This is a genomic window from Pseudomonas sp. B22129, assembly GCF_044218875.1.
Taxonomy (GTDB): Bacteria; Pseudomonadota; Gammaproteobacteria; order Pseudomonadales; family Pseudomonadaceae; genus Aquipseudomonas.
Window position 1 is genome coordinate 1,261,065 of the sequence record NZ_CP162592.1, and the last position, 22,168, is coordinate 1,283,232.

At 59.2% G+C, this 22,168-nt stretch carries 6 protein-coding genes; 1 reads left to right on the top strand and 5 read right to left on the bottom strand.

Annotated features, from left to right (window positions below; all coding sequences use genetic code 11):
• Nucleotides 1–2: 2 nt before the first annotated feature.
• The 5 genes from AB4P94_RS05750 to AB4P94_RS05770 all read right to left on the bottom strand — a co-directional run bounded on the left by AB4P94_RS05750 (nucleotide 3) and on the right by AB4P94_RS05770 (nucleotide 6,895).
• The gene (locus tag AB4P94_RS05750) at nucleotides 3–854 is read right to left on the bottom strand and encodes an ABC transporter ATP-binding protein (protein ID WP_395609772.1); all 852 of its coding nucleotides are present in this window, start codon (nucleotides 852–854) and stop codon (nucleotides 3–5) included.
• Nucleotides 855–875: 21 nt separating this feature from the next.
• Nucleotides 876–1,769 carry a TauD/TfdA dioxygenase family protein gene (locus AB4P94_RS05755; RefSeq protein WP_395609773.1) on the bottom strand — a complete coding sequence of 298 codons (894 nt, stop codon included), beginning with the start codon at nucleotides 1,767–1,769 and terminating at the stop codon, nucleotides 876–878.
• Between the two features lie 215 nt (nucleotides 1,770–1,984).
• Complete coding sequence (locus AB4P94_RS05760) at nucleotides 1,985–3,349, bottom strand: HlyD family type I secretion periplasmic adaptor subunit (protein WP_395609774.1); 1,365 nt, start codon at nucleotides 3,347–3,349, stop codon at nucleotides 1,985–1,987.
• On the bottom strand, nucleotides 3,339–5,495 hold the full coding sequence (locus tag AB4P94_RS05765) for a type I secretion system permease/ATPase (protein WP_395609775.1): 2,157 nt from the start codon (nucleotides 5,493–5,495) through the stop codon (nucleotides 3,339–3,341). Before AB4P94_RS05765 ends, AB4P94_RS05760 begins: the two co-directional genes overlap by 11 nt.
• A gap of 41 nt (nucleotides 5,496–5,536) precedes the next feature.
• Nucleotides 5,537–6,895: a TolC family outer membrane protein gene (locus AB4P94_RS05770; RefSeq protein WP_395609776.1), complete on the bottom strand. Its 1,359-nt coding sequence runs from the start codon at nucleotides 6,893–6,895 to the stop codon at nucleotides 5,537–5,539.
• 339 nt (nucleotides 6,896–7,234) lie between these two features.
• Here AB4P94_RS05770 and AB4P94_RS05775 point away from each other — a divergent pair, with 339 nt between their 5' ends.
• Nucleotides 7,235–22,051, top strand: a complete 14,817-nt coding sequence (locus AB4P94_RS05775) for a retention module-containing protein (RefSeq protein WP_395609777.1) — start codon at nucleotides 7,235–7,237, stop codon at nucleotides 22,049–22,051.
• The last annotated feature ends 117 nt before the right edge of the window (nucleotides 22,052–22,168 follow it).

The window sequence follows — 22,168 nt, forward strand, 5'->3', positions numbered from 1 at the left end:
CCTTAGTAAGCAATGCGGATATCGGCGAAGCCCAGCTCTTGCTCGGCTTCGGGCGCTTCATCGAACAGCAGGCGATGGATCCGCCGCGCCGACGCCTGGAATTCCACACCGCCGAGGCTGTGCAGGTCGTATTGATGGCTGTGGATTTCTGCGCGAACCCGCCCCGGGTGCGGCGACAGCAACAGGATGCGATTGCCCACCACCAGCGCTTCTTCGATGGAGTGAGTCACGAACAGCAAGGTGAAGCGCACTTCCTCCCACAGCAGCAGCAACTCTTCCTGCATCTTGCGGCGGGTCAGGGCATCGAGGGCGGCGAAGGGCTCGTCCATCAGCAGGATTTTCGGCTGCATGGCCAGGGCACGGGCAATGGCCACGCGGGCTTTCATGCCGCCGGACAGGGTGTGCGGGTAGGCGTCGGCGAAGGCACTGAGGCCGACTTTTTCCAGGTAATGCAGCGCGCGCTCTTCGGCTTCGCGGCGCTTCAAGGTTTTCGACGCCAGCAGCGGGAACATCACGTTCTGTTTGACGGTTTTCCACGGCGGCAGTTGGTCAAATTCCTGGAACACTACGATGCGGTCGGGGCCAGGCTGTTCGACCTTTTGCCCCAGCAAGCGGATCTCGCCCTCGCAGGGTTTGATAAAGCCGGCGATGGACTTGAGCAAGGTGGATTTGCCGCAACCCGAAGGACCGAGCAACACATAGCGGTCGGCCGGGTCGATTTCGAAGCTGACCTGGTGCGTGGCCCGCACCACGCGCTCGGGGGTGCGGTATTCAAGACTGACGTTATCCACCGCCAGCAACGGCTCGGCGGTGATCGGGTTGCTGGCCGCGTGGCCTTGCAGGGGCGCGTTCATTTCATCTCTCTTGCCGGGGAATCAGAAAGGCGCATCGCCCTGGATGGTGGTGCGAAACAGCTTGCGGCGCAGGTGGCTTGGGCAACCGGCGGCCAGGTGGATCAGCGAGCGGTTGTCCCAGAACACCATGTCGTGGGGCTGCCACTGGTGGCGGTAGATGTTTTCCGGCAGCACGCTGTGGGCGTAGAGCTGGGCCAGCAGGTCGCGGCTCTCGTCTTCCGGCAGGCCGACGACGCGGGTGGTGAAACCTTCGCTGACGAACAGCGCCTTGCGGCCGTTTTCCGGGTGGGTGCGCACGATGGGGTGTACCACTTCGGCCACTTGCGCCAGCTGTTCAGGCGTCAGGGTCGGGCGCCAGTTGCCTTCGAATTTGGTTTCGCTGTAGCGCGCGGTGTAGGAATGCGCGGCGCTGCGGCCTTCCACGGCTTTGCGCAGGTGCTCGGGCAGTTGGTCCCAGGCTTTGTGCATGTCGGCGAACAGGGTGTCGCCGCCTTCTGAAGGCAGCTCCTGGGCGTGCAGCATCGAACCCAGGCTCGGCAATTCTTTGTACGACAGGTCGGAGTGCCAGAACTTGCCTGCGTCACCCAGACCGATGGATTGGCCGTTTTCGATGATGTTGGAGACGATCAGAATTTCCGGGTGGTTGGCCAGCAGGAACTGTTTGAGCACGTGGATCTGCAACACACCGAAACGGCGGCTGAAGGCGATCTGCTGTTCAGGGGTGATGCGTTGGTCGCGGAAGACCACGACGTGGTAGTCCAGGTGCGCGCGGTGGATGCGCGTGAAGTCGTCGTCGCTGACCGGGCGGGACAGGTCCAGGCCGATGACCTCGGCGCCGACGCTGCCGGGGAGTGGGCGAATCTCGAAACGTTGGGTGGTTGCGGTCGCTGTTGGAACAGTAGAGGTGGCGGACATGAGGGGCACTCCCGGTCGGACAGGGGAGTGACTTTATAGATATAAGAAGGGGCGCTTAAATACCGTTAGTGAATATCGATATGCTTAAGGGTTGGGTTGGGTGGTGGGGCTGAGGGCGCCATCGCAGGCAAGCCAGCTCCCACATTTGATGGGTGTACACATTCAAATGTGGGAGCCGGGCTTGCCCGCGATGAGGCCCGTACCGGCGCTGAAGATCAACGCTCGTGCAGAGCCTCGGCCCGCGCCTTGATGATCGGCTTGAGCAGGTAGCTCAGGATGCTCTTCTTGCCGGTGATGATGTCCACCGACGCCACCATGCCCGGGATGATCAGCAACGGCTTCTCATCGGTGCCCAAATGACTGCGATCGGTGCGCAAGGTAATCATGTAGTAGGTGGTTTTCTTGTCTTCATCGGTGATGGTGTCAGCACCGATGCGTTCAAGCTTGGCCTTCAGGCCGCCGTAGATGGTGTAGTCATAGGCGGTGAATTTGACGATCGCTTCTTGCCCCGGGTGCAGGAAGGCGATGTCTTGCGGACGGATCTTGGCTTCCACCAGCAGGGTGTCGTTGAGCGGCACGATTTCAACCATGTCGCTGCCCGGCTGGATCACGCCGCCGACGGTGTTGACCAGCAGCTGTTTGACGATCCCGCGCACCGGCGAGGTGACCAGCGTGCGGCTGACGCGGTCTTCAAGGGCACGGCCAGTTGACTCAGCCTTGTTCAGTTCGGTGCGGGCTTCGTTGAGCTGTGTCAGCGCTTCGCTGCGGAACTTGCCACGGGTTTCGTCGATTTTGCGCTGCACTTCCTTGATCGCCGACTCGGCACGGGGAATCGCCAGCGTCGTGGCGTCCAACTGGCCACGGGTTTCCATCTCGGCGCGCTTGAGGCGCAGCACTTCCACCGGGGATACCGCGCCTTGAGCCACCAGCGGCTCGGACATGTTGATTTCCTGGCGCTGCAGGGACAACTGGCTGCGGTACTGGCCTTGCTTGGAGGTGAACTCGCGCAGTTCCTGCTGACGCTGCACCAGTTGCTCCTGCAAGCCGCCCACTTCGTCTTTCAACTGCTGGCGGCGGCTTTCATACAAGGAGCGCTCGTTGGCGGCCTGGCTGGGCGCGGCCTTGAGCACGTCGTCGGGAATGTTCAGCGGGCGGTCATCTACCTGCGCACTCAGGCGCTCGACGCGCAGTTGCATGGCCAGGCGCAGGGCTTCGGTTTCCCCGGCGTTGGACACGAAGCGGGTGTCGTCGAGGCGAATCAGCGGCGCACCGGCTTCAACGATCTGGCCTTCCTTGACGTACAGCTCGGAGACGATACCGCCTTCCAGGTTCTGGATTTTCTGCAGCTTGGACGACGGAATCGCCTTGCCGTCGCCACGGGTGACTTCGTCGATGCTGGAGAAACCGGCCCACGTCACCAGGAACACGAAGAACGCGATGATCGCCCAGATGGTCAAGCGGATCACCCGCGGAGCATCTTCGATCAGCGCCTTGTTGACCTCTGGCAGGGGTTGGCCCTGCAGCGATTCGGAGCCTTTGAAATAGCGGCCGACCGCGCCTTTGATGGACTTAAGCAACACTGATCTGCCCCTTTTTCAACGCTTCCATAACCACGGCTTTCGGGCCGTCCGCGAGGATCTGCCCACGGTCGACCACCAGCAGGCGGTCCACCAGCGAGAGCAGTGAGGCACGGTGAGTCACCAGCACCACGGTCTTGTTTTGCACCACGGCTTGCAGGCGTTGTTTCAAGCGTTCTTCACCGGTGTTGTCCATGGCGCTGGTGGGTTCGTCCAGCAACAGGATGGGCGGGTTGAGCAACAGCGCGCGGGCCAGGGCGACGTTCTGGCGCTGGCCACCCGACAGGTTCTGCCCACGTTCGCCCACTTGCAGTTCGTAGCCCTGGGGGTGCAGGCGCGCAAACTCGTGCACGCCGGCCAGCTCGGCGGCTTGCAGGACCATTTCGTCTTCGACATAACGCGCACCGGAAACGAGGTTGTCGCGCAAGGTGCCGGCCAGCAGCTGGATATCCTGGGCGACGTAGCCGATGTTGTGGCGCAACTCGCTCACGTCGATCTGGCGCACATCCACGCCGTCCACCAGCAAGGCACCGGAGTCTGGCTGATACAGGCCGACGATCAGTTTGGCGAGGGAGCTTTTACCTGAGCCGCTACGGCCGATGATGCCGATTTTTTCCCCGGGTTTGATCACCAGGTTGATGTTTTTCAGCGCCGCGTTCTGCTGGTTCGGGTAGGTGAAGTTCAGGCCCCGGCACTCGATGGCACCTTGCAGGGTGCGGCGGCTCATGGGGCGCTCTTCGAAATTGCGCTCCTGGGGCAGTTCCATCATCTGGTCCACCGAGGTCATGGTGACCTTGGCTTGCTGGTAACGGGTCAACAGGCCCGACAGCGAAGCCAGCGGGCTCAACGCGCGACCACTGAGCATGTAGCAGGCAATCAGGCCGCCCATGCTGAGGTTGCCGTCGATGATCTGGTACACGCCGAACACGATCATGACCACGCCGGCGAGTTGCTGGATGAGCAGGGTCATGTTCATCGACAGGCCCGACAGCAACTTCACGCGCAGCTCAAGGCGGCTCAAGGTGCCGATGGTCTGTTCCCAGCCGTACTGGCGCTCGCTCTCGGCGTTGTTGACCTTGACCGCGTCCAGCCCGGCGAGGGTTTCGATCAGGCTCGACTGGCGCTCGGCCGCCAGGGCCATGGTTTTCTCCATGGTCGCCACCAGCGGTTTTTGCAGGGCGTAGCCGATACCCAGGGCCAGCGGGAAGGCCAGCACGGGGATCCATACAAGGTGCCCACCGAGGATGGCGATCACCAGGAATATCAGCAGGGTGAACGGCAAGTCGATCAGGCTGGTGAGCGTCAGCGACGCGAGAAAATCGCGCAGGCTCTGAAACTCGTGGATGTTCTGGGCAAAGCTGCCGACCCGTGCCGGGCGGTACTTCATGGACATGCCGACGATGCGCTCGAACAGCGTGGCCGAGATGATCAGGTCGGTCTTTTTGCCGGCCAGGTCCAGGCACAGGCTGCGCAGGCTTTTGAGGATCAGGTCGAACAGGTAAGCGCCGCCGATACCCACGGCCAGCACCCACAAGGTGGCGGTGGCCTGGTTCGGCACCACGCGGTCGTAGACGTTCATCACAAACAGCGGTGCTGCCATTGCGATGATGTTGATCAGGAAGCTGGCGGCGATGGCGTCGGTGTAGAGCCAGCGCGAACGCTTGAGGGTGTCGCGAAACCACGAACGCGCACGCGGAATGAGGGTGCCGTGGTTGACGTCGAATTTGTGCTGCGGCTGAGCGAAGAAGACTTTGCCGATATAGTCGTCGGCGAGCTGCTCGCGCTTGATCAGCACTTCACCGCCGTCGCTTTCGCTGAGCAGGATCCGCGCTTCATCCTCGCCCTGCCAGCCCACCAGGACGGTACTGCGCCCGTCTTTGAGCAACAGCAGCGCCGGTAGCGCAATGGTCGGAATCTGTTCGAGCTTGCGCTGCAACAACCGCCCCTGCAGCCCGGCACGCGCCGCTGCACGTGGCAACAGCTCGGCACTCAGCCGCTGCGAAGGCAGCGGCAGGCCGGTGGTGAGCATGGCCGCGCTGGCCGGCTTTTGATGCAGGGCACAGAGTGCAAGCAACCCGTCGAGTAACGGGTCGTCGTGCAGCGTGCGTGGATCATGACTGAGATGAACTCGACTGACTTCGGATTCCACGCGGTGCACTCTCGACTAACAGTTGGGGCTATTGGGGTGACTCAATTCATCCCGGGCAGTTGGACTTTAGGCTTCACGTCGTTCTGCACGACGGAGGCCATCGGTGCGACCACTCCCTGGCTTTTGAGCAATTCGCCCATGGTCGCCTTGATTCGATATTGAGTAAATAACTGAATGTTCTTGATCTCTTCCAGACGACGGGAAGCGGTGAACAATTCATTTTCGCTGTCGAGCAAATCGAGCAGGGTACGCTGGCCCAGGCTGAACTGTTGCTGGTACGAGGTGCGCACGCGGGTGCTGTGGTCCACGTATTGCTGGGCGACCGGCAACTGCGCGTTGGCGTTGTTCAAGGCGTTCCAGGCCAGGCCCAGTTCTTCATTGAGTTGGCGCAGGGCGTTGTTGCGAATGTCCAGGGCCTGGCTGGTCTGGTACGACTTGGACTGCAGGTCAGCCTTGTTGCTGCCACCGGCGAACAGGTTGAAACGCATGCGCACCATGGCTTCCCAACCGTTGCTGTGACCGGCATCGCCGCCGACGTTGTTGTCGGCATTGGTGCCAAGTTCAGCATCAAAGCGTGGGTAGAAGGTCGACTTGGCCGCTTCGTACTGGCTCTCGGCAGCCGAGATATCCGACTCGGCCGAACGCAGGATCGGGCTGTTGTCGAGCATCTGGCGGCGCGCTTCATTCAAGTCGGCGGGCAACATGGCCATGAACGGGGCCGGGCGCTCAAGCTGGTCGGGCATCTGGCCAACGGCGCTGAGGTAGTTGACCTGGGAGTCGGCCAGGTTGGTCTGCTCAGTGATCAGGTTGTTACGGGCCTGGGCCAGACGCGCTTCGGCCTGGTCTTGGTCGGCACCGTTGCCGACGCCGCGCTGGGTGCGCAATTTGATCTGGTCGTAGATACGTTCGTGGTTGCGCAGGTTTTCTTCCGCCAGGCGCACGAATTCGCGACGGGTCAGCACGTCCAGGTATACCTGAGCGACGGTCAAACCCGTGCGCTCTGAAGTCCCCAGCAAAGAGTAGGCGCGCGAGTTGACGTTGGCTTGTTGGCGCCCGACTTCACTGGAGGTGGCAAAACCGTCAAAGATCATCTGCTGCAGCCGCAGGCTGGATTCGCCGCGGTTGTGCGTATCCCACTGGTTGCCGTTCACGCCAGCGGCGGCGCGGGTGTTGGAGTCATCGGTGCCTTCACGACCGTAACCGGCATTCAGATCGACGCGAGGCAGGTAACCGCCTTGTGCCGCGCGCAATTGGTAATCAGCGGCGATACGGCTGTTCACACCGGCTTGGATCTCCGGGTGCACATCCAATGCCTGCTGCATGGCCTGGGGCAATGTTTGAGCTTGTACAAAACTGGCGGCGAGAACGAACGGTGCTGCCATAAACAGGTGTAAACGCATTTAAAAATTCCCCAGGACTTCTTGTCTCAAATCACAGCATTTAACGTGGCTGCGTCGGAAAATGGCTACCGTAATGACCGTACGTCGGAAAGTTCAAAAAGCGGAACTGCTTCACACATGTAGGACGGTTCGCCGCATAAATATCAATGTGACATTACGGGGCCGATTGTTTAGGATGGCGACCATAAGGTCAATAGTTTGGCATAAACTAGATAGCTAATAAATCTAGCCAATTATTTGACGCCATTAAGTTTGCAGACTACGCCCCTCCAGTCTGGCCCTCCCCCCGCGAGCGGCCACATGGAATTCATCAGAAACGGATCGCCGGAGAAATCTTTAATGAGCAGTGTTGTTGCCATCGTCAAAAGCATTGTTGGTCAAGTTTTCGTTATTTCTCCGGAAGGGGCGCGCCGCGTCCTCGTTGAAGGCGACCGCCTCTTCGCGGGCGACCAGATCGACACCGGCCTGTCTGGCGCGGTCAGCCTGGAGCTGGCCGACGGCCGCACGCTGGACCTGGGTCGCGACACTCAATGGAGCGCTGACACGCCCGACTCCACGCTGGACCTGGCCGCAGCCACTGCGCAAGCCGCGCCGTCGGTTGCCGAATTGCAGCAAGCGATCGCTGCGGGCGCCGACCCGACCACCGACCTGGAAGCCACTGCTGCAGGCCCGACCGCTGCCGGTAATGGCGCGGCAGGCGGCGGCCACAGTTTTGTAGTGCTGGACGCAACGGCGGGCCGCGTTGATCCGACGATCGGCTTCCCAACCGCTCCTATTGGCCAAGCCGGCTCGACGCAAACTCAGCTCACCGGCGCCCAGGGTTCTGCCGATAACGGCAATCTGTTGCTGCAGACTTCGACCCTGACCCTGAGCGCGACCCCGACCATTACCGAAGCCGGCGGCGTGTTGACCTACACCGCTACCGTCACGCAGCCGCCGGTCAATGACCTGACCATCACCCTGTCCAATGGCGCAGTGATCACCATCACCGCTGGCCAATTGACCGGTACGGTCAACGTACCGCTGGCGCCGAATGACAGCCCGTACATCGACCCGAGCCAGATCAACGTCAACGTCACCGGCACTACCGGCGGCAACAACCTGGTGCTGACCATTGACCCGGCGCCGGCTGTCACCCAGATCACCGACACCATCGACACCACCACTGTCACGCTGACGGCTGGCCAGACTGTGGTTGAAGGTGGGCAGATTACTTACACCGCTACCTTGACCAATCCGGCGCAGACGCCGGTGACCGTCACTTTGAGCAATGGCTCGGTGATCACTATCAAGGCCGGTGAATCGGTTGGCACTGTGGTTGTCGATACTCCGGCCAACGACGTTTACAACAACGGTTCGACCGTCAGCACAACGATTACCGGTGCGACTGGCGGTAATTTCGAGAACCTGGTGCCGAGCACTACGCCTGCGGTCACCACTATTACTGATTCGGTCGACACCACTACTATCACGCTGACCGCTGGTCAGACCGTGACCGAAGGCGGACAGATTACCTACACCGCTACCCTGACTAACCCGGCGCAGACACCGGTGACTGTCACCTTGAGCAACGGCTCGGTGATCACTATCAAGGCCGGTGAATCGGTTGGCACTGTGGTTGTCGATACTCCGGCAAACGACGTTTACAACAATGGCTCGACTGTCAGCACCACTATTACTGGTGCGACTGGCGGTAATTTCGAGAGCCTGGTGCCGAGCACTACGCCTGCGGTCACCACGATTACTGATTCGATCGACACCACCACTGTCACGCTGACTGCTGGCCAGACCGTGACCGAAGGCGGACAGATTACCTACACCGCCACTTTGACTAACCCGGCTCAAACGCCGGTAACGGTCACCTTGAGCAACGGCTCGGTGATCACCATCAAAGCCGGTGAGTCGGTTGGCACTGTCGTTGTTGATACTGCGCCTAACGACGTCTACAACAATGGCTCGACCGTCAGCACCACGATTACCGGCGCAACCGGCGGTAATTTCGAGAACCTGGTGCCGAGCACTACGCCTGCGGTCACCACGATTACTGACTCGATCGACACTACCACTGTCACGCTGACCGCTGGCCAGAACGTGGTTGAAGGTGGGCAGATCACCTACACCGCCACCTTGACCAACCCTGCGCAGACCCCGGTGACCGTCACCTTGAGCAATGGCTCGGTGATCACCATCAAAGCCGGTGAATCGGTTGGCACTGTCGTTGTTGATACTGCGCCTAACGACGTCTACAACAATGGCTCGACCGTCAGCACCACGATTACCGGTGCGACTGGCGGCAACTTTGAGAGCCTGGTGCCGAGCACTACGCCTGCGGTTACCACGATTACTGATTCGATCGACACCACCACTGTCACGCTGACGGCTGGTCAGACTGTGGTTGAAGGTGGGCAGATTACTTACACCGCTACCTTGACCAATCCTGCGCAGACGCCGGTAACGGTCACCTTGAGCAACGGCTCGGTGATCACCATCAAGGCCGGTGAGTCGGTTGGCACTGTCGTTGTCGATACTCCGGCCAACGACGTTTACAACAACGGTTCGACCGTCAGCACCACGATTACTGGTGCGACTGGCGGCAACTTTGAGAGCCTGGTGCCGAGCACTACGCCTGCGGTTACCACGATTACTGATTCGATCGACACCACCACTGTCACGCTGACGGCTGGTCAGACTGTGGTTGAAGGTGGGCAGATTACTTACACCGCTACCTTGACCAATCCTGCGCAGACGCCGGTAACGGTCACCTTGAGCAACGGCTCGGTGATCACCATCAAGGCCGGTGAGTCGGTTGGCACTGTCGTTGTTGATACTGCGCCTAACGACGTCTACAACAATGGCTCGACCGTCAGCACCACGATTACCGGTGCGACTGGCGGTAATTTCGAAAACCTGGTGCCGAGTACTACGCCTGCGGTAACCACTATTACTGACTCGATCGACACCACCACTGTCACACTGACGGCTGGCCAGACTGTGGTTGAAGGTGGGCAGATTACTTACACCGCTACCTTGACCAATCCTGCGCAGACGCCGGTGACCGTCACCTTGAGCAACGGCTCGGTGATCACCATCAAGGCCGGTGAGTCGGTTGGCACTGTCGTTGTTGATACTGCGCCTAACGACGTCTACAACAATGGCTCGACCGTCAGCACCACGATTACCGGCGCAACCGGCGGTAATTTCGAGAACCTGGTGCCGAGCACTACGCCTGCGGTCACCACGATTACTGACTCGATCGACACCACCACCGTAACCCTTACGGCTCCGACCGAGGCGAACGAAGGCGGTCAGATTACGTACACCGCCACGCTTTCCAATAAAGCGGGCACTGACGTTACTCTGAAGCTGGATAACGGCTCGACGATCACCATCAAGGCTGGCGACACCGTCGGCACCGTGACCGTCCCTGCCCCAAGTGATGACGTGTTCATCGACAAGAGCACCCAGACCGTCAAGATCACCGATACCACTGGTGGCAACTTCGAGAAACTGGAAGTTGCGGGTGATGGTGCGACCACTACGATCAACGACACCATCGACAAAGTTGATGTGGTCCTGACCGCGACTGGCACCGTTGGCGAAGGCGGCAATATCGTTTACACCGCCAGCCTTGTGGATAAAAACGGCGCGCCGGTGACCAACATCACCAATCCGCTGACCGTCACTTTGGACAATGGCCAGACCATCACCATTGGCGTGAATCAGTCGAGCGGTTCTGTTACTGCTGTTGCTCCTGATGACGTGTACAAAGGTGATCAAACTGTCACCAACGCTATCAAGGGCGTGACTGGCGGTGAGCACTTCGAAAATCTCGTGCCAGGCGCAGATAAAGTCACTACGACTGTCACTGACACCCCAGGCACTGATAACACCACGACCGTTACGCTGACGGCTCCAAGCGCAGTGAACGAAGGTGGTCAGATTACGTACACCGCCACGCTTTCTAATAAAGCTGGCACTGACGTCACTCTGAAGTTGGATAACGGCTCGACGATCACCATCAAAGCTGGCGACACCGTCGGCACCGTGACCGTGCCTGCCCCAAGCGATGACGTGTTCATCGACAAGAGCACCCAGACCGTCAAGATCACCGACACCACTGGCGGTAACTTTGAGAAGCTGGAAGTTGCGGGTGATGGTGCGACCACCACGATCAACGACACCATCGACAAAGTTGATGTAGTCCTGACCGCGACGGGCACTGTGGGCGAAGGCGGCAATATCGTATACACCGCCAGCCTTGTGGATAAAAACGGCGCGCCGGTAACCAACATTACCAACCCGCTGACCGTGACTTTGGACAATGGTCAGACCATCACCATTGGCGTAAATCAGTCCAGCGGTTCTGTTACTGCTGTTGCTCCTGATGACGTCTATAAAGGTGATCAAACTGTCACCAACGCTATCAAGGGCGTGACTGGCGGTGAGCACTTCGAAAATCTGGTGCCGGGTACTACTCCGGTTAACACCACCGTCACCGACACACCGGGTACCGATAACACCACGACCGTCACTCTGACTGCCCCAAGCGCAGTTAACGAAGGTGGTCAGATTACGTACACCGCGACCTTGAGCAACAAGGCCGGTACCGACGTTACTCTGAAGCTGGATAACGGCTCGACGATTACCATCAAAGCCGGTGACACCGTCGGCACCGTGACCGTCCCTGCCCCAAGCGATGACGTGTTCATCGACAAGAGCACCCAGACCGTCAAGATCACTGACACCACTGGCGGTAACTTCGAGAAGCTGGAAGTTGCGGGTGATGGTGCGACCACCACGATCAACGACACCATCGATAAAGTTGATGTGGTCCTGACCGCGACGGGCACCGTTGGCGAAGGCGGCAATATCGTCTACACCGCTAGCCTTGTGGATAAAAATGGCGCGCCGGTGACTAACATCACCAACCCGCTGACCGTGACCCTGGACAATGGCCAAACCATCACCATCGGTGTAAATCAGTCGAGCGGGTCTGTTACTGCTATCGCTCCTGATGACGTGTACAAAGGTGATCAAACTGTCACCAACGCTATCAAAGGCGTGACTGGTGGCGAGCATTTTGAGAACCTGGTGCCGGGCACCACGCCGGTTAACACCACTGTTACGGACACCCCAGGCACTGACAACACCACCACCGTTACGCTGACCGCCCCAAGCGCAGTGAACGAAGGCGGTCAGATTACGTACACCGCGACCTTGAGCAACAAGGCCGGTACCGACGTTACTCTGAAGCTGGACAACGGCTCGACGATTACCATCAAAGCTGGCGACACCGTCGGCACCGTGACCGTCCCTGCCCCAAGCGATGACGTGTTCATCGACAAGAGCACCCAGACCGTCAAGATCACTGACACCACTGGCGGCAATTTCGAGAACCTGGTCGTTGCAGGCAACGGCGCAACCACTACGATCAACGACACTATCGACAAGGTCGACGTTGTTCTGACCGCCACAACAACTGTTGGTGAAGGCGGCAACATCGTCTACACCGCCAGCCTTGTGGATAAAAACGGCGCGCCGGTAACTAACATTACCAACCCGCTGACCGTGACCCTGGACAATGGCCAGACCATCACCATCGGCGTAAATCAGTCGAGCGGCTCTGTTACTGCTGTTGCTCCTGATGACGTGTACAAAGGCGATCAAACTGTCACCAACGCTATCAAAGGCGTGACTGGTGGCGAGCATTTTGAGAACCTGGTGCCGGGCACCACGCCGGTTAACACCACTGTTACGGACACCCCAGGCACTGATAACACCACGACCGTTACGCTGACCGCTCCAAGCGCAGTGAACGAAGGCGGTCAGATTACGTACACCGCGACCTTGAGCAACAAGGCCGGTACCGATGTGACTCTGAAGCTGGACAACGGCTCGACGATTACCATCAAAGCCGGTGACACCGTCGGCACCGTGACCGTCCCTGCCCCAAGTGATGACGTGTTCATCGACAAGAGCACCCAGACCGTCAAGATCACTGACACTGCTGGGGGCAACTTCGAGAACTTGGTCGTTGCAGGCAACGGCGCGACCACAACCATCAACGACACCATCGATAAAGTTGATGTGGTCTTGACTGCGACGGGCACTGTTGGTGAAGGCGGCAATATCGTTTACACCGCCAGCCTTGTGGATAAAAACGGCGCGCCGGTGACCAACATCACCAATCCGCTGACCGTCACTTTGGACAATGGCCAGACCATCACCATTGGCGTGAATCAGTCGAGCGGTTCTGTTACTGCTGTTGCTCCTGATGACGTGTACAAAGGCGACCAGACTGTCACCAACGCCATTAAAGGCGTGACCGGTGGCGAGCATTTCGAAAATCTGGTTCCAGGTACTACTCCGGTTAACACCACCGTCACCGACACACCGGGTACCGATAACACCACGACCGTTACGCTGACTGCGCCAAGCGCAGTGAACGAAGGTGGTCAGATCACCTACACCGCCACGCTTTCTAATAAAGCTGGCACTGACATCACTCTGAAGCTGGATAACGGCTCGACGATCACCATCAAAGCTGGCGACACCGTTGGCACCGTGACCGTCCCTGCGCCAAGCGATGACGTGTTCATCGACAAGAGCACGCAGACCGTCAAGATCACTGACACCACTGGCGGTAACTTCGAGAAGCTGGAAGTTGCGGGTGATGGTGCGACCACTACGATCAACGACACCATCGACAAAGTTGATGTAGTCCTGACCGCGACTGGCACCGTTGGCGAAGGCGGCAATATCGTTTACACCGCCAGCCTTGTGGATAAAAACGGCGCGCCGGTGACTAACATCACCAACCCGCTGACCGTTACTTTGGATAATGGCCAAACCATCACCATCGGCGTAAATCAGTCGAGCGGCTCTGTTACTGCTGTTGCTCCTGATGACGTGTACAAAGGTGATCAAACTGTCACCAACGCCATTAAAGGCGTGACCGGTGGCGAGCATTTCGAAAATCTGGTTCCAGGTACTACTCCGGTTAACACCACCGTCACCGACACACCGGGTACCGATAACACCACGACCGTTACGCTGACTGCGCCAAGCGCAGTGAACGAAGGCGGTCAGATTACGTACACCGCGACCTTGAGCAACAAGGCCGGTACCGATGTGACTCTGAAGCTGGACAACGGCTCGACGATTACCATCAAGGCTGGCGACACCGTCGGCACCGTGACCGTCCCTGCCCCAAGCGATGACGTGTTCATCGATAAGAGCACCCAGACCGTCAAGATCACCGATACCACTGGCGGTAACTTCGAGAAACTGGAAGTTGCGGGTGATGGTGCGACCACTACGATCAACGACACTATCGACAAGGTCGACGTCGTTCTGACCGCGACGGGTACTGTTGGCGAAGGCGGCAATATCGTTTACACCGCCAGCCTTGTGGATAAAAACGGCGCGCCGGTAACCAACATTACCAACCCGCTGACCGTGACTTTGGACAATGGTCAGACCATCACCATTGGCGTAAATCAGTCGAGCGGTTCTGTTACTGCTGTTGCTCCTGATGACGTGTACAAAGGCGATCAAACTGTCACCAACGCTATCAAGGGCGTGACTGGCGGTGAGCACTTCGAAAATCTCGTGCCAGGCGCAGATAAAGTCACTACGACTGTCACTGACACACCGGGCACTGATAACACCACCACCGTTACGCTGACCGCTCCAAGCGCAGTGAATGAAGGTGGTCAGATCACCTACACCGCTACGCTTTCTAATAAAGCGGGCACTGACGTCACTCTGAAGCTGGACAACGGCTCGACGATCACCATCAAAGCCGGCGATACCGTTGGCACTGTGACTGTCCCGGCGCCTAGCGATGACGTGTTCATCGACAAGAGCACACAGACCGTCAAGATCACTGACACCACTGGCGGTAACTTCGAGAAGCTGGAAGTTGCGGGTGATGGTGCGACCACTACGATCAACGACACTATCGATAAGGTCGACGTCGTTTTGACCGCCACAACAACTGTTGGCGAAGGCGGCAACATCGTTTACACCGCCAGCCTTGTGGATAAGTCGGGTAATGCGGTGACCAACATCACCAACCCGCTGACTGTCACCCTGGATAACGGCCAGACCATCACCATTGGCGTGAATCAGTCGAGCGGGTCTGTTACTGCTGTTGCTCCTGATGACGTCTATAAAGGCGATCAAACTGTCACCAACGCTATCAAGGGCGTGACTGGTGGTGAGCACTTCGAAAATCTGGTGCCGGGTACTACTCCGGTTAACACCACCGTCACCGACACACCGGGTACTGATAACACCACCACCGTCACGCTGACCGCTCCAAGCGCAGTGAACGAAGGTGGTCAGATTACGTACACCGCCACGCTTTCTAATAAAGCGGGCACTGACGTGACTCTAAAGCTGGACAACGGCTCGACGATCACCATCAAAGCTGGCGACACCGTCGGCACCGTGACCGTCCCTGCCCCAAGCGATGACGTGTTCATCGACAAGAGCACCCAGACCGTCAAGATCACTGACACCACTGGCGGCAATTTCGAGAACCTGGTCGTTGCAGGCAACGGCGCAACCACTACGATCAACGACACTATCGACAAGGTCGACGTTGTTCTGACCGCCACAACAACTGTTGGTGAAGGCGGCAACATCGTCTACACCGCCAGCCTTGTGGATAAAAACGGCGCGCCGGTAACTAACATTACCAACCCGCTGACCGTGACTTTGGACAATGGCCAAACCATCACCATCGGCGTAAATCAGTCGAGCGGCTCTGTTACTGCTGTTGCTCCTGATGACGTGTACAAAGGCGATCAAACTGTCACCAACGCCATTAAAGGCGTGACTGGCGGTGAGCATTTCGAAAATCTTGTGCCAGGCGCAGATAAAGTCACTACGACTGTCACTGACACCCCAGGCACTGACAACACCACCACCGTTACGCTGACCGCCCCAAGCGCAGTGAACGAAGGCGGTCAGATTACGTACACCGCGACCTTGAGCAACAAGGCCGGTACCGACGTTACTCTGAAGCTGGACAACGGCTCGACGATTACCATCAAAGCCGGCGACACCGTTGGCACTGTGACCGTCCCGGCCCCAAGCGATGACGTGTTCATCGATAAGAGCACGCAGACCGTCAAGATCACTGACACCGCTGGCGGCAACTTCGAGAACTTGGTCGTTGCAGGCAACGGCGCAACCACCACGATCAACGACACCATCGACAAGGTTGATGTGGTCTTGACCGCGACGGGCACCGTTGGCGAAGGCGGCAATATCGTCTACACCGCCACCCTCGTGGACAAAAACGGCGCCCCGGTGACTAACATCACCAACCCGCTGACCGTCACCCTGGATAACGGTAAAACCATCACCATCGGTGTGAACCAATCCAGCGGCACCGTCACCACCGTTGCACCAAACGATGTTTATAAGGGCGACCAAACCGTCACCACCGCTATCAAAGGTGTCACCGGTGGCGAGCACTTTGAAAACCTGGTTCCTGGTACTACGCCGGTTAACACCACAGTTACCGACACACCGGGCACATCCGATACCACCACCGTTACGCTGACCGCTCCAAGCGCAGTGAATGAAGGTGGTCAGATCACCTACACCGCTACGCTTTCTAATAAAGCGGGCACTGACGTCACTCTGAAGCTGGACAACGGCTCGACGATCACCATCAAAGCCGGCGACACCGTTGGCACTGTGACCGTCCCGGCCCCAAGCGATGACGTGTTCATCGATAAGAGCACGCAGACCGTCAAGATCACTGACACCACTGGCGGCAACTTCGAGAACTTGGTCGTTGCAGGCAACGGCGCAACCACCACGATCAACGACACCATCGACAAGGTTGATGTGGTCTTGACCGCGACGGGCACCGTTGGCGAAGGCGGCAATATCGTCTACACCGCCACCCTCGTGGACAAAAACGGCGCCCCGGTGACTAACATCACCAACCCGCTGACCGTCACCCTGGATAACGGTAAAACCATCACCATCGGTGTGAACCAATCCAGCGGCACCGTCACCACCGTTGCACCAAACGATGTTTATAAGGGCGACCAAACCGTCACCACCGCTATCAAAGGTGTCACCGGTGGCGAGCATTTTGAAAACCTGGTGCCGGGCACTACTCCGGTTAACACCACTGTTACGGATACTCCGGGCACTGCCGATACCACCACCGTTACGCTGACTGCGCCAAGCGCAGTGAACGAAGGCGGCCAGATCACCTACACCGCGACCTTGAGCAACAAGGCCGGTACTGACGTGACTCTGAAGCTGGATAACGGCTCGACGATTACCATCAAAGCCGGCGACACCGTCGGCACTGTGACCGTCCCGGCGCCTAGCGATGACGTGTTCATCGATAAGAGCACGCAGACCGTCAAGATCACTGACACCACTGGCGGCAATTTCGAGAACCTGGTCGTTGCAGGCAACGGCGCAACCACTACGATCAACGACACTATCGATAAGGTCGACGTCGTTCTGACCGCTACAACAACTGTTGGCGAAGGCGGCAATATCGTCTACACCGCCACCCTCGTGGACAAAAATGGCGCCCCGGTGACCAACATCACCAACCCGCTGACTGTCACCCTGGATAACGGTAAAACCATCACCATCGGCGTGAATCAATCCAGCGGCACCGTCACCGCTGTAGCACCAAACGATGTCTACAAAGGCGACCAAACCGTCACCACCGCCATTACCAACGTCACCGGCGGCGCGCATTACGAGAACCTGGTGCCCGGCAAGACACCGGTAACGACCACGGTCACGGATACCCCGGCCACCACCGACCTCACCAGCGTCACGTTGACTGCTCCGACGGCCGTCAACGAAGGTGGCACCATCACCTACACCGCCACCTTGAGCAACAAGGCCGGCACCGACATGGTGGTCACGCTGGATAACGGTTCGACCATCACCATCAAGCAAGGCGCGACCGTGGGCACGGTGACCGTCAATGCACCAGGCGATGACGTGTTCATCGACAAGAGCACCCAGACCGTCAAGATCACCGGTACCACCGGCGGTAATTTCGAAGGTGTAACCATCACCCCGGGCGGCGCCACCACCACCGTTAACGACACCATTGATGACGTGACTGTGTCGCTCAAAGCCACCGGTTCGGTCAGCGAAGGCGGCCAGATCACCTACACCGCTTCTCTGGTGGACAAAAACGGCAACGCGGTGAAGAACGTCGGTTCCGACCTGGTGGTGAAGCTGGATAACGGCTCGACCATTACCATCGGCAACGGCCAGTCCAGCAACACCACCACCGCCACCGCGCCTAACGATGCATATGTCGGCGCGAACGATGTCACGGCCAAGATCACCAACGTGGTCAGCGGCGGCGACAAGTACGAGCACCTGATCGTCGACGGCAGCACCGTGACCACCAAGGTGACGGATGTGGTCACCACCACCACCATCAGCATCACTGGCGACGCGTCGGTGACTGAAGGCGGCACGGCGAACTACACCCTGACCTTGAGCAACCCGGCGCAAACCGATGTGACCGTGACACTCAAATACAGCGGTACCGCCACCGACGGTTCGGACTTCACGGGTGTGTACACCGTGAAGATCCCGGCTGGCGCCAGCAGCGTGCCGTTCACCATCGGCACGATCGACGACAAGATCACCGAGCCGACCGAAACCATCGTTATCACCATCGACAAGACCACTGGTGGCAACTTCGAGAACCTGGTGGTTGGCAACGGCAGCGTCAGCACCAACATCATCGACAACGATGCGCCGCCAGTCATCGACCTGGATGCCAACAATTCCAGCGGTGCCACGGGTGCCGACTACAAGACGACCTTCACCGAAGGTACGGCTGGCCCGGGTGTGTCGATTGCCGACACCGATATCAAGATCACCGACCCGGACAGCACCAAACTGACCGGCGCAACGATCACCCTGACCAACGCGCAGGCCGGTGACGCACTGAACCTGGGCAACAGCGTGAATGGCATCACGGTCAGCACCAACAACCAGACGGGCACGATCACCCTGACGTTGTCGGGCAGCGCGACACTGGCTGACTACATGCAGCGCATCCAGAACATCACGTTCACCAACAACAGCCACGATCCGAGCACCACGCCGCGGACCATTACCGTGACCGTGACCGATGGCGGCAACTACTCCAACGTCGCCACGACCACCATTAACGTGGTGGCCGTCAACGATGCGCCGGTCGCTACCGGCAGCGCCGTGACCGGCACCGAAGACACGCCGCTGGCCTTGACCTGGGCCAACTTCGGCGTGACCGACGTGGACTCGCCGCAAAGCAGCCTGGGTGTGAAAATCACCGACCTGCCGGTGGCCGGCAAGCTTCAGTTCCTGGCAGCCGATGGCACCACCTGGACCAACGTGACCGCTGGCCAGACCTTCACCAAAGCCCAAATCGATGGCGGCCAACTGCGCTTCATGCCGAACGCCAACGAATCCGGCGCTGACGGTTATGGCGGCACCGGCATCGGCAACAAGCAGGCGGATTACGCGCAGTTCAAGTTCCAGCCTACTGACGGCAAGGACTTGGGCACCAGCGCTACGGTGAAAGTCGATATCACGCCGGTGGCCGACGCACCGACCCTAAATGTGGCCGACAACAACGTCAACTCGGTGGGCTTGATCAAGCAAAGCTGGAACAGCATCGCGGGTATCGGCACCAACGGTAACGGCGCGGCACCGGCCGACCTAAAGAACGCCATTGATAACGCCGGCACGCCGAACAGCAGCGCCATCGTCACCAATGTCGAATCCACGGCCAACGTCGCAGCGGGTTCCGGCTCGAAGATCTCCGGCCTGATGTACATGGAAGCCGGCAAAACCTATACCTTCAGCGGTACCGGCGATGACAGCCTGGTGGTGAACATCGGCGGCAAAGATGTGGCCAGTGCGCAGTGGGGCACCAACAGCGGCAAGTTCAGCGGCTCGATCACTCCGACTGTGAGCGGCTACTACAGCATTGAGATCTACCACGCCAACCAGTCCGGCCCGGGCAGCTATGACGTCAACCTGTCGGTCAACGGCGCGCCGGCCACGGACCTGAGCACGAGCGGCGTGCCGCTGTACACCGGCATCACCGACCTGACCAACGCTGGCGTGACCGTGTCTGACCTGCATGGCAGCAACGGTGACGGCTACTACGTGGGCTACAAGCTCAACGAAGGCCAGGAAAACGGCACCGTCAAACTGTCCAAGGTCACCACCGCGCTGACCGACACCGACGGTTCGGAAACCCTGAGTGTGAAAATCAGCGGCATACCGGCAGGTTCGGTGCTGTCTGATGCATCCGGCCATACCTTCACCGCGACCAAAGGTGTGGGCGAAGTCAACGTAAACGGCTGGGACCTGAGCACCCTGACCATCAAGCCGCCGACCTACTACAGCGGCCAGTTCAACCTGACCGTCACCTCGACCTCCACCGAAAGCCTCGGCGGTTCGGCCGTGACCACCGCGCAATTGCCAGTCACCGTTTACCCGGCGACTTACAACGCGGTGACGGGCACTTCGGGCAGCGACGCGATCACCGGCACTGACGGCAACGACATCGTCGTGGCCGACATCGGCGGCCTGAACGTGGTGCAGGGCAAGAACTACAACATCGCGTTCATGGTGGACAGCTCCGGCAGTATGAGCACCGCCTCGATCAACGCGGCGAAGGCGTCGCTGACCTCGGTGTTCAGCTCGCTCAAAGACAGCCTGGGCACCAACACGTCAGGGACGGTGAATATCTTCCTGGCGGACTTCGACACCCAGGTGAACAAGTCGGTGGCCATCAACCTCAACGATCCAAACGCGCTGACCTTGCTCAAGGCGGTACTGGACTCGATGACGTCGGGTGGCGGCACCAACTACGAAGACGTGTTCAAGACCACGGCCAACTTCTTCCAGAGCGGCCTGGCGACCGGTAACACCGGTGCCACCAACCTGACCTACTTCATCACCGACGGGCAGCCGACCTACTACCAGAGCGGCGAGCAGACCAACCCGACGCTGTACGGCAACGTCAAGTTCGACGATGTGGTGACGACGTCCAACTACACACCGGGCACCTCGGTGGCCAAGTACCTGGACAGCACCCACTACTTCACTATCGACACCTCGGGTTACGCCGTCCTGCAGACCTTGAGTGGCGGCAAGTGGTCCAGCAGCAACCTTGGTTATGTGCACGCCCAGGGTGACGGTACCTATGAGTTGTCCAGCCTGAACGGCACCGGCAACAGCACCGACTCGGCGACCCTGAGCAACGCCAAAAGCGCCTTTGCGCTGCTGGGCGGGTTGTCGCAAGTGGAAGCCATCGGTATCAACGGCGACGTCAGCCTCAACGACCTCAAACCGTACGACAGCGATGGCAAGCCGCAATCCAACATCGATCCGAAGGACCTGGCCAACGCCATCCTCGGCCACACCGAGGCGACACTGCCAGGCGCAGACACCATCAGCGGTGGCGACGGCAACGACATCATCTTCGGCGATCTGGTGAGCTTCAGCGGCATTACCGGTGAAGGCTACAACGCACTGCAGGCCTTTGTGGCCCAGAAAACCGGGGTGGCCGTTACGGCCGTGACCGCCTCTAACGTGCACCAGTACGTCACCGAGCACTACGCCGACTTCGACGTGTCCGGCGCCAAAGACGGCAACGACACACTGCTGGGCGGCGCGGGCGATGACATCCTGTTCGGCCAGGGCGGCAACGACGTCCTGGACGGCGGCAAGGGCAACGACATCCTGCTGGGCGGCACCGGTAACGACACCTTGATCGGTGGCCCGGGCAACGACATCCTGATCGGCGGCTCGGGTGCCGACACCTTCGTCTGGAAAGCGGGTGACGTCGGCAATGACGTGATCAAGGACTTCAAGGCATCGGAAGGTGACCGGATCGATCTGCGGGACCTGTTGAAAGGTGAGACGGACAGCACCATCGACAACTTCCTCAAGATCACCACCGTAGACGGCGTGTCGACCCTGCAAGTGAGCAGTGAAGGCAAGCTCAATGCTGCGGGCGGCCTGGCCAATGCCGATGTGACAATCAAGCTGGAAGGCAACGATTGGTCCCACACCAGCATCAACTCGTTGATCACTGGCGCCGACCCGACCATCAAGATCGACCACACCGCCTAAGACGCGATTAACCGGCCGCCCCCAGGGGCGGCCGATTTATTTGGGCCACAGGTTGCTGGCCCTGGCGCAGGGTTGCATCGCATACTCGCGCCTATAAACACACCGTTGACCTATGCT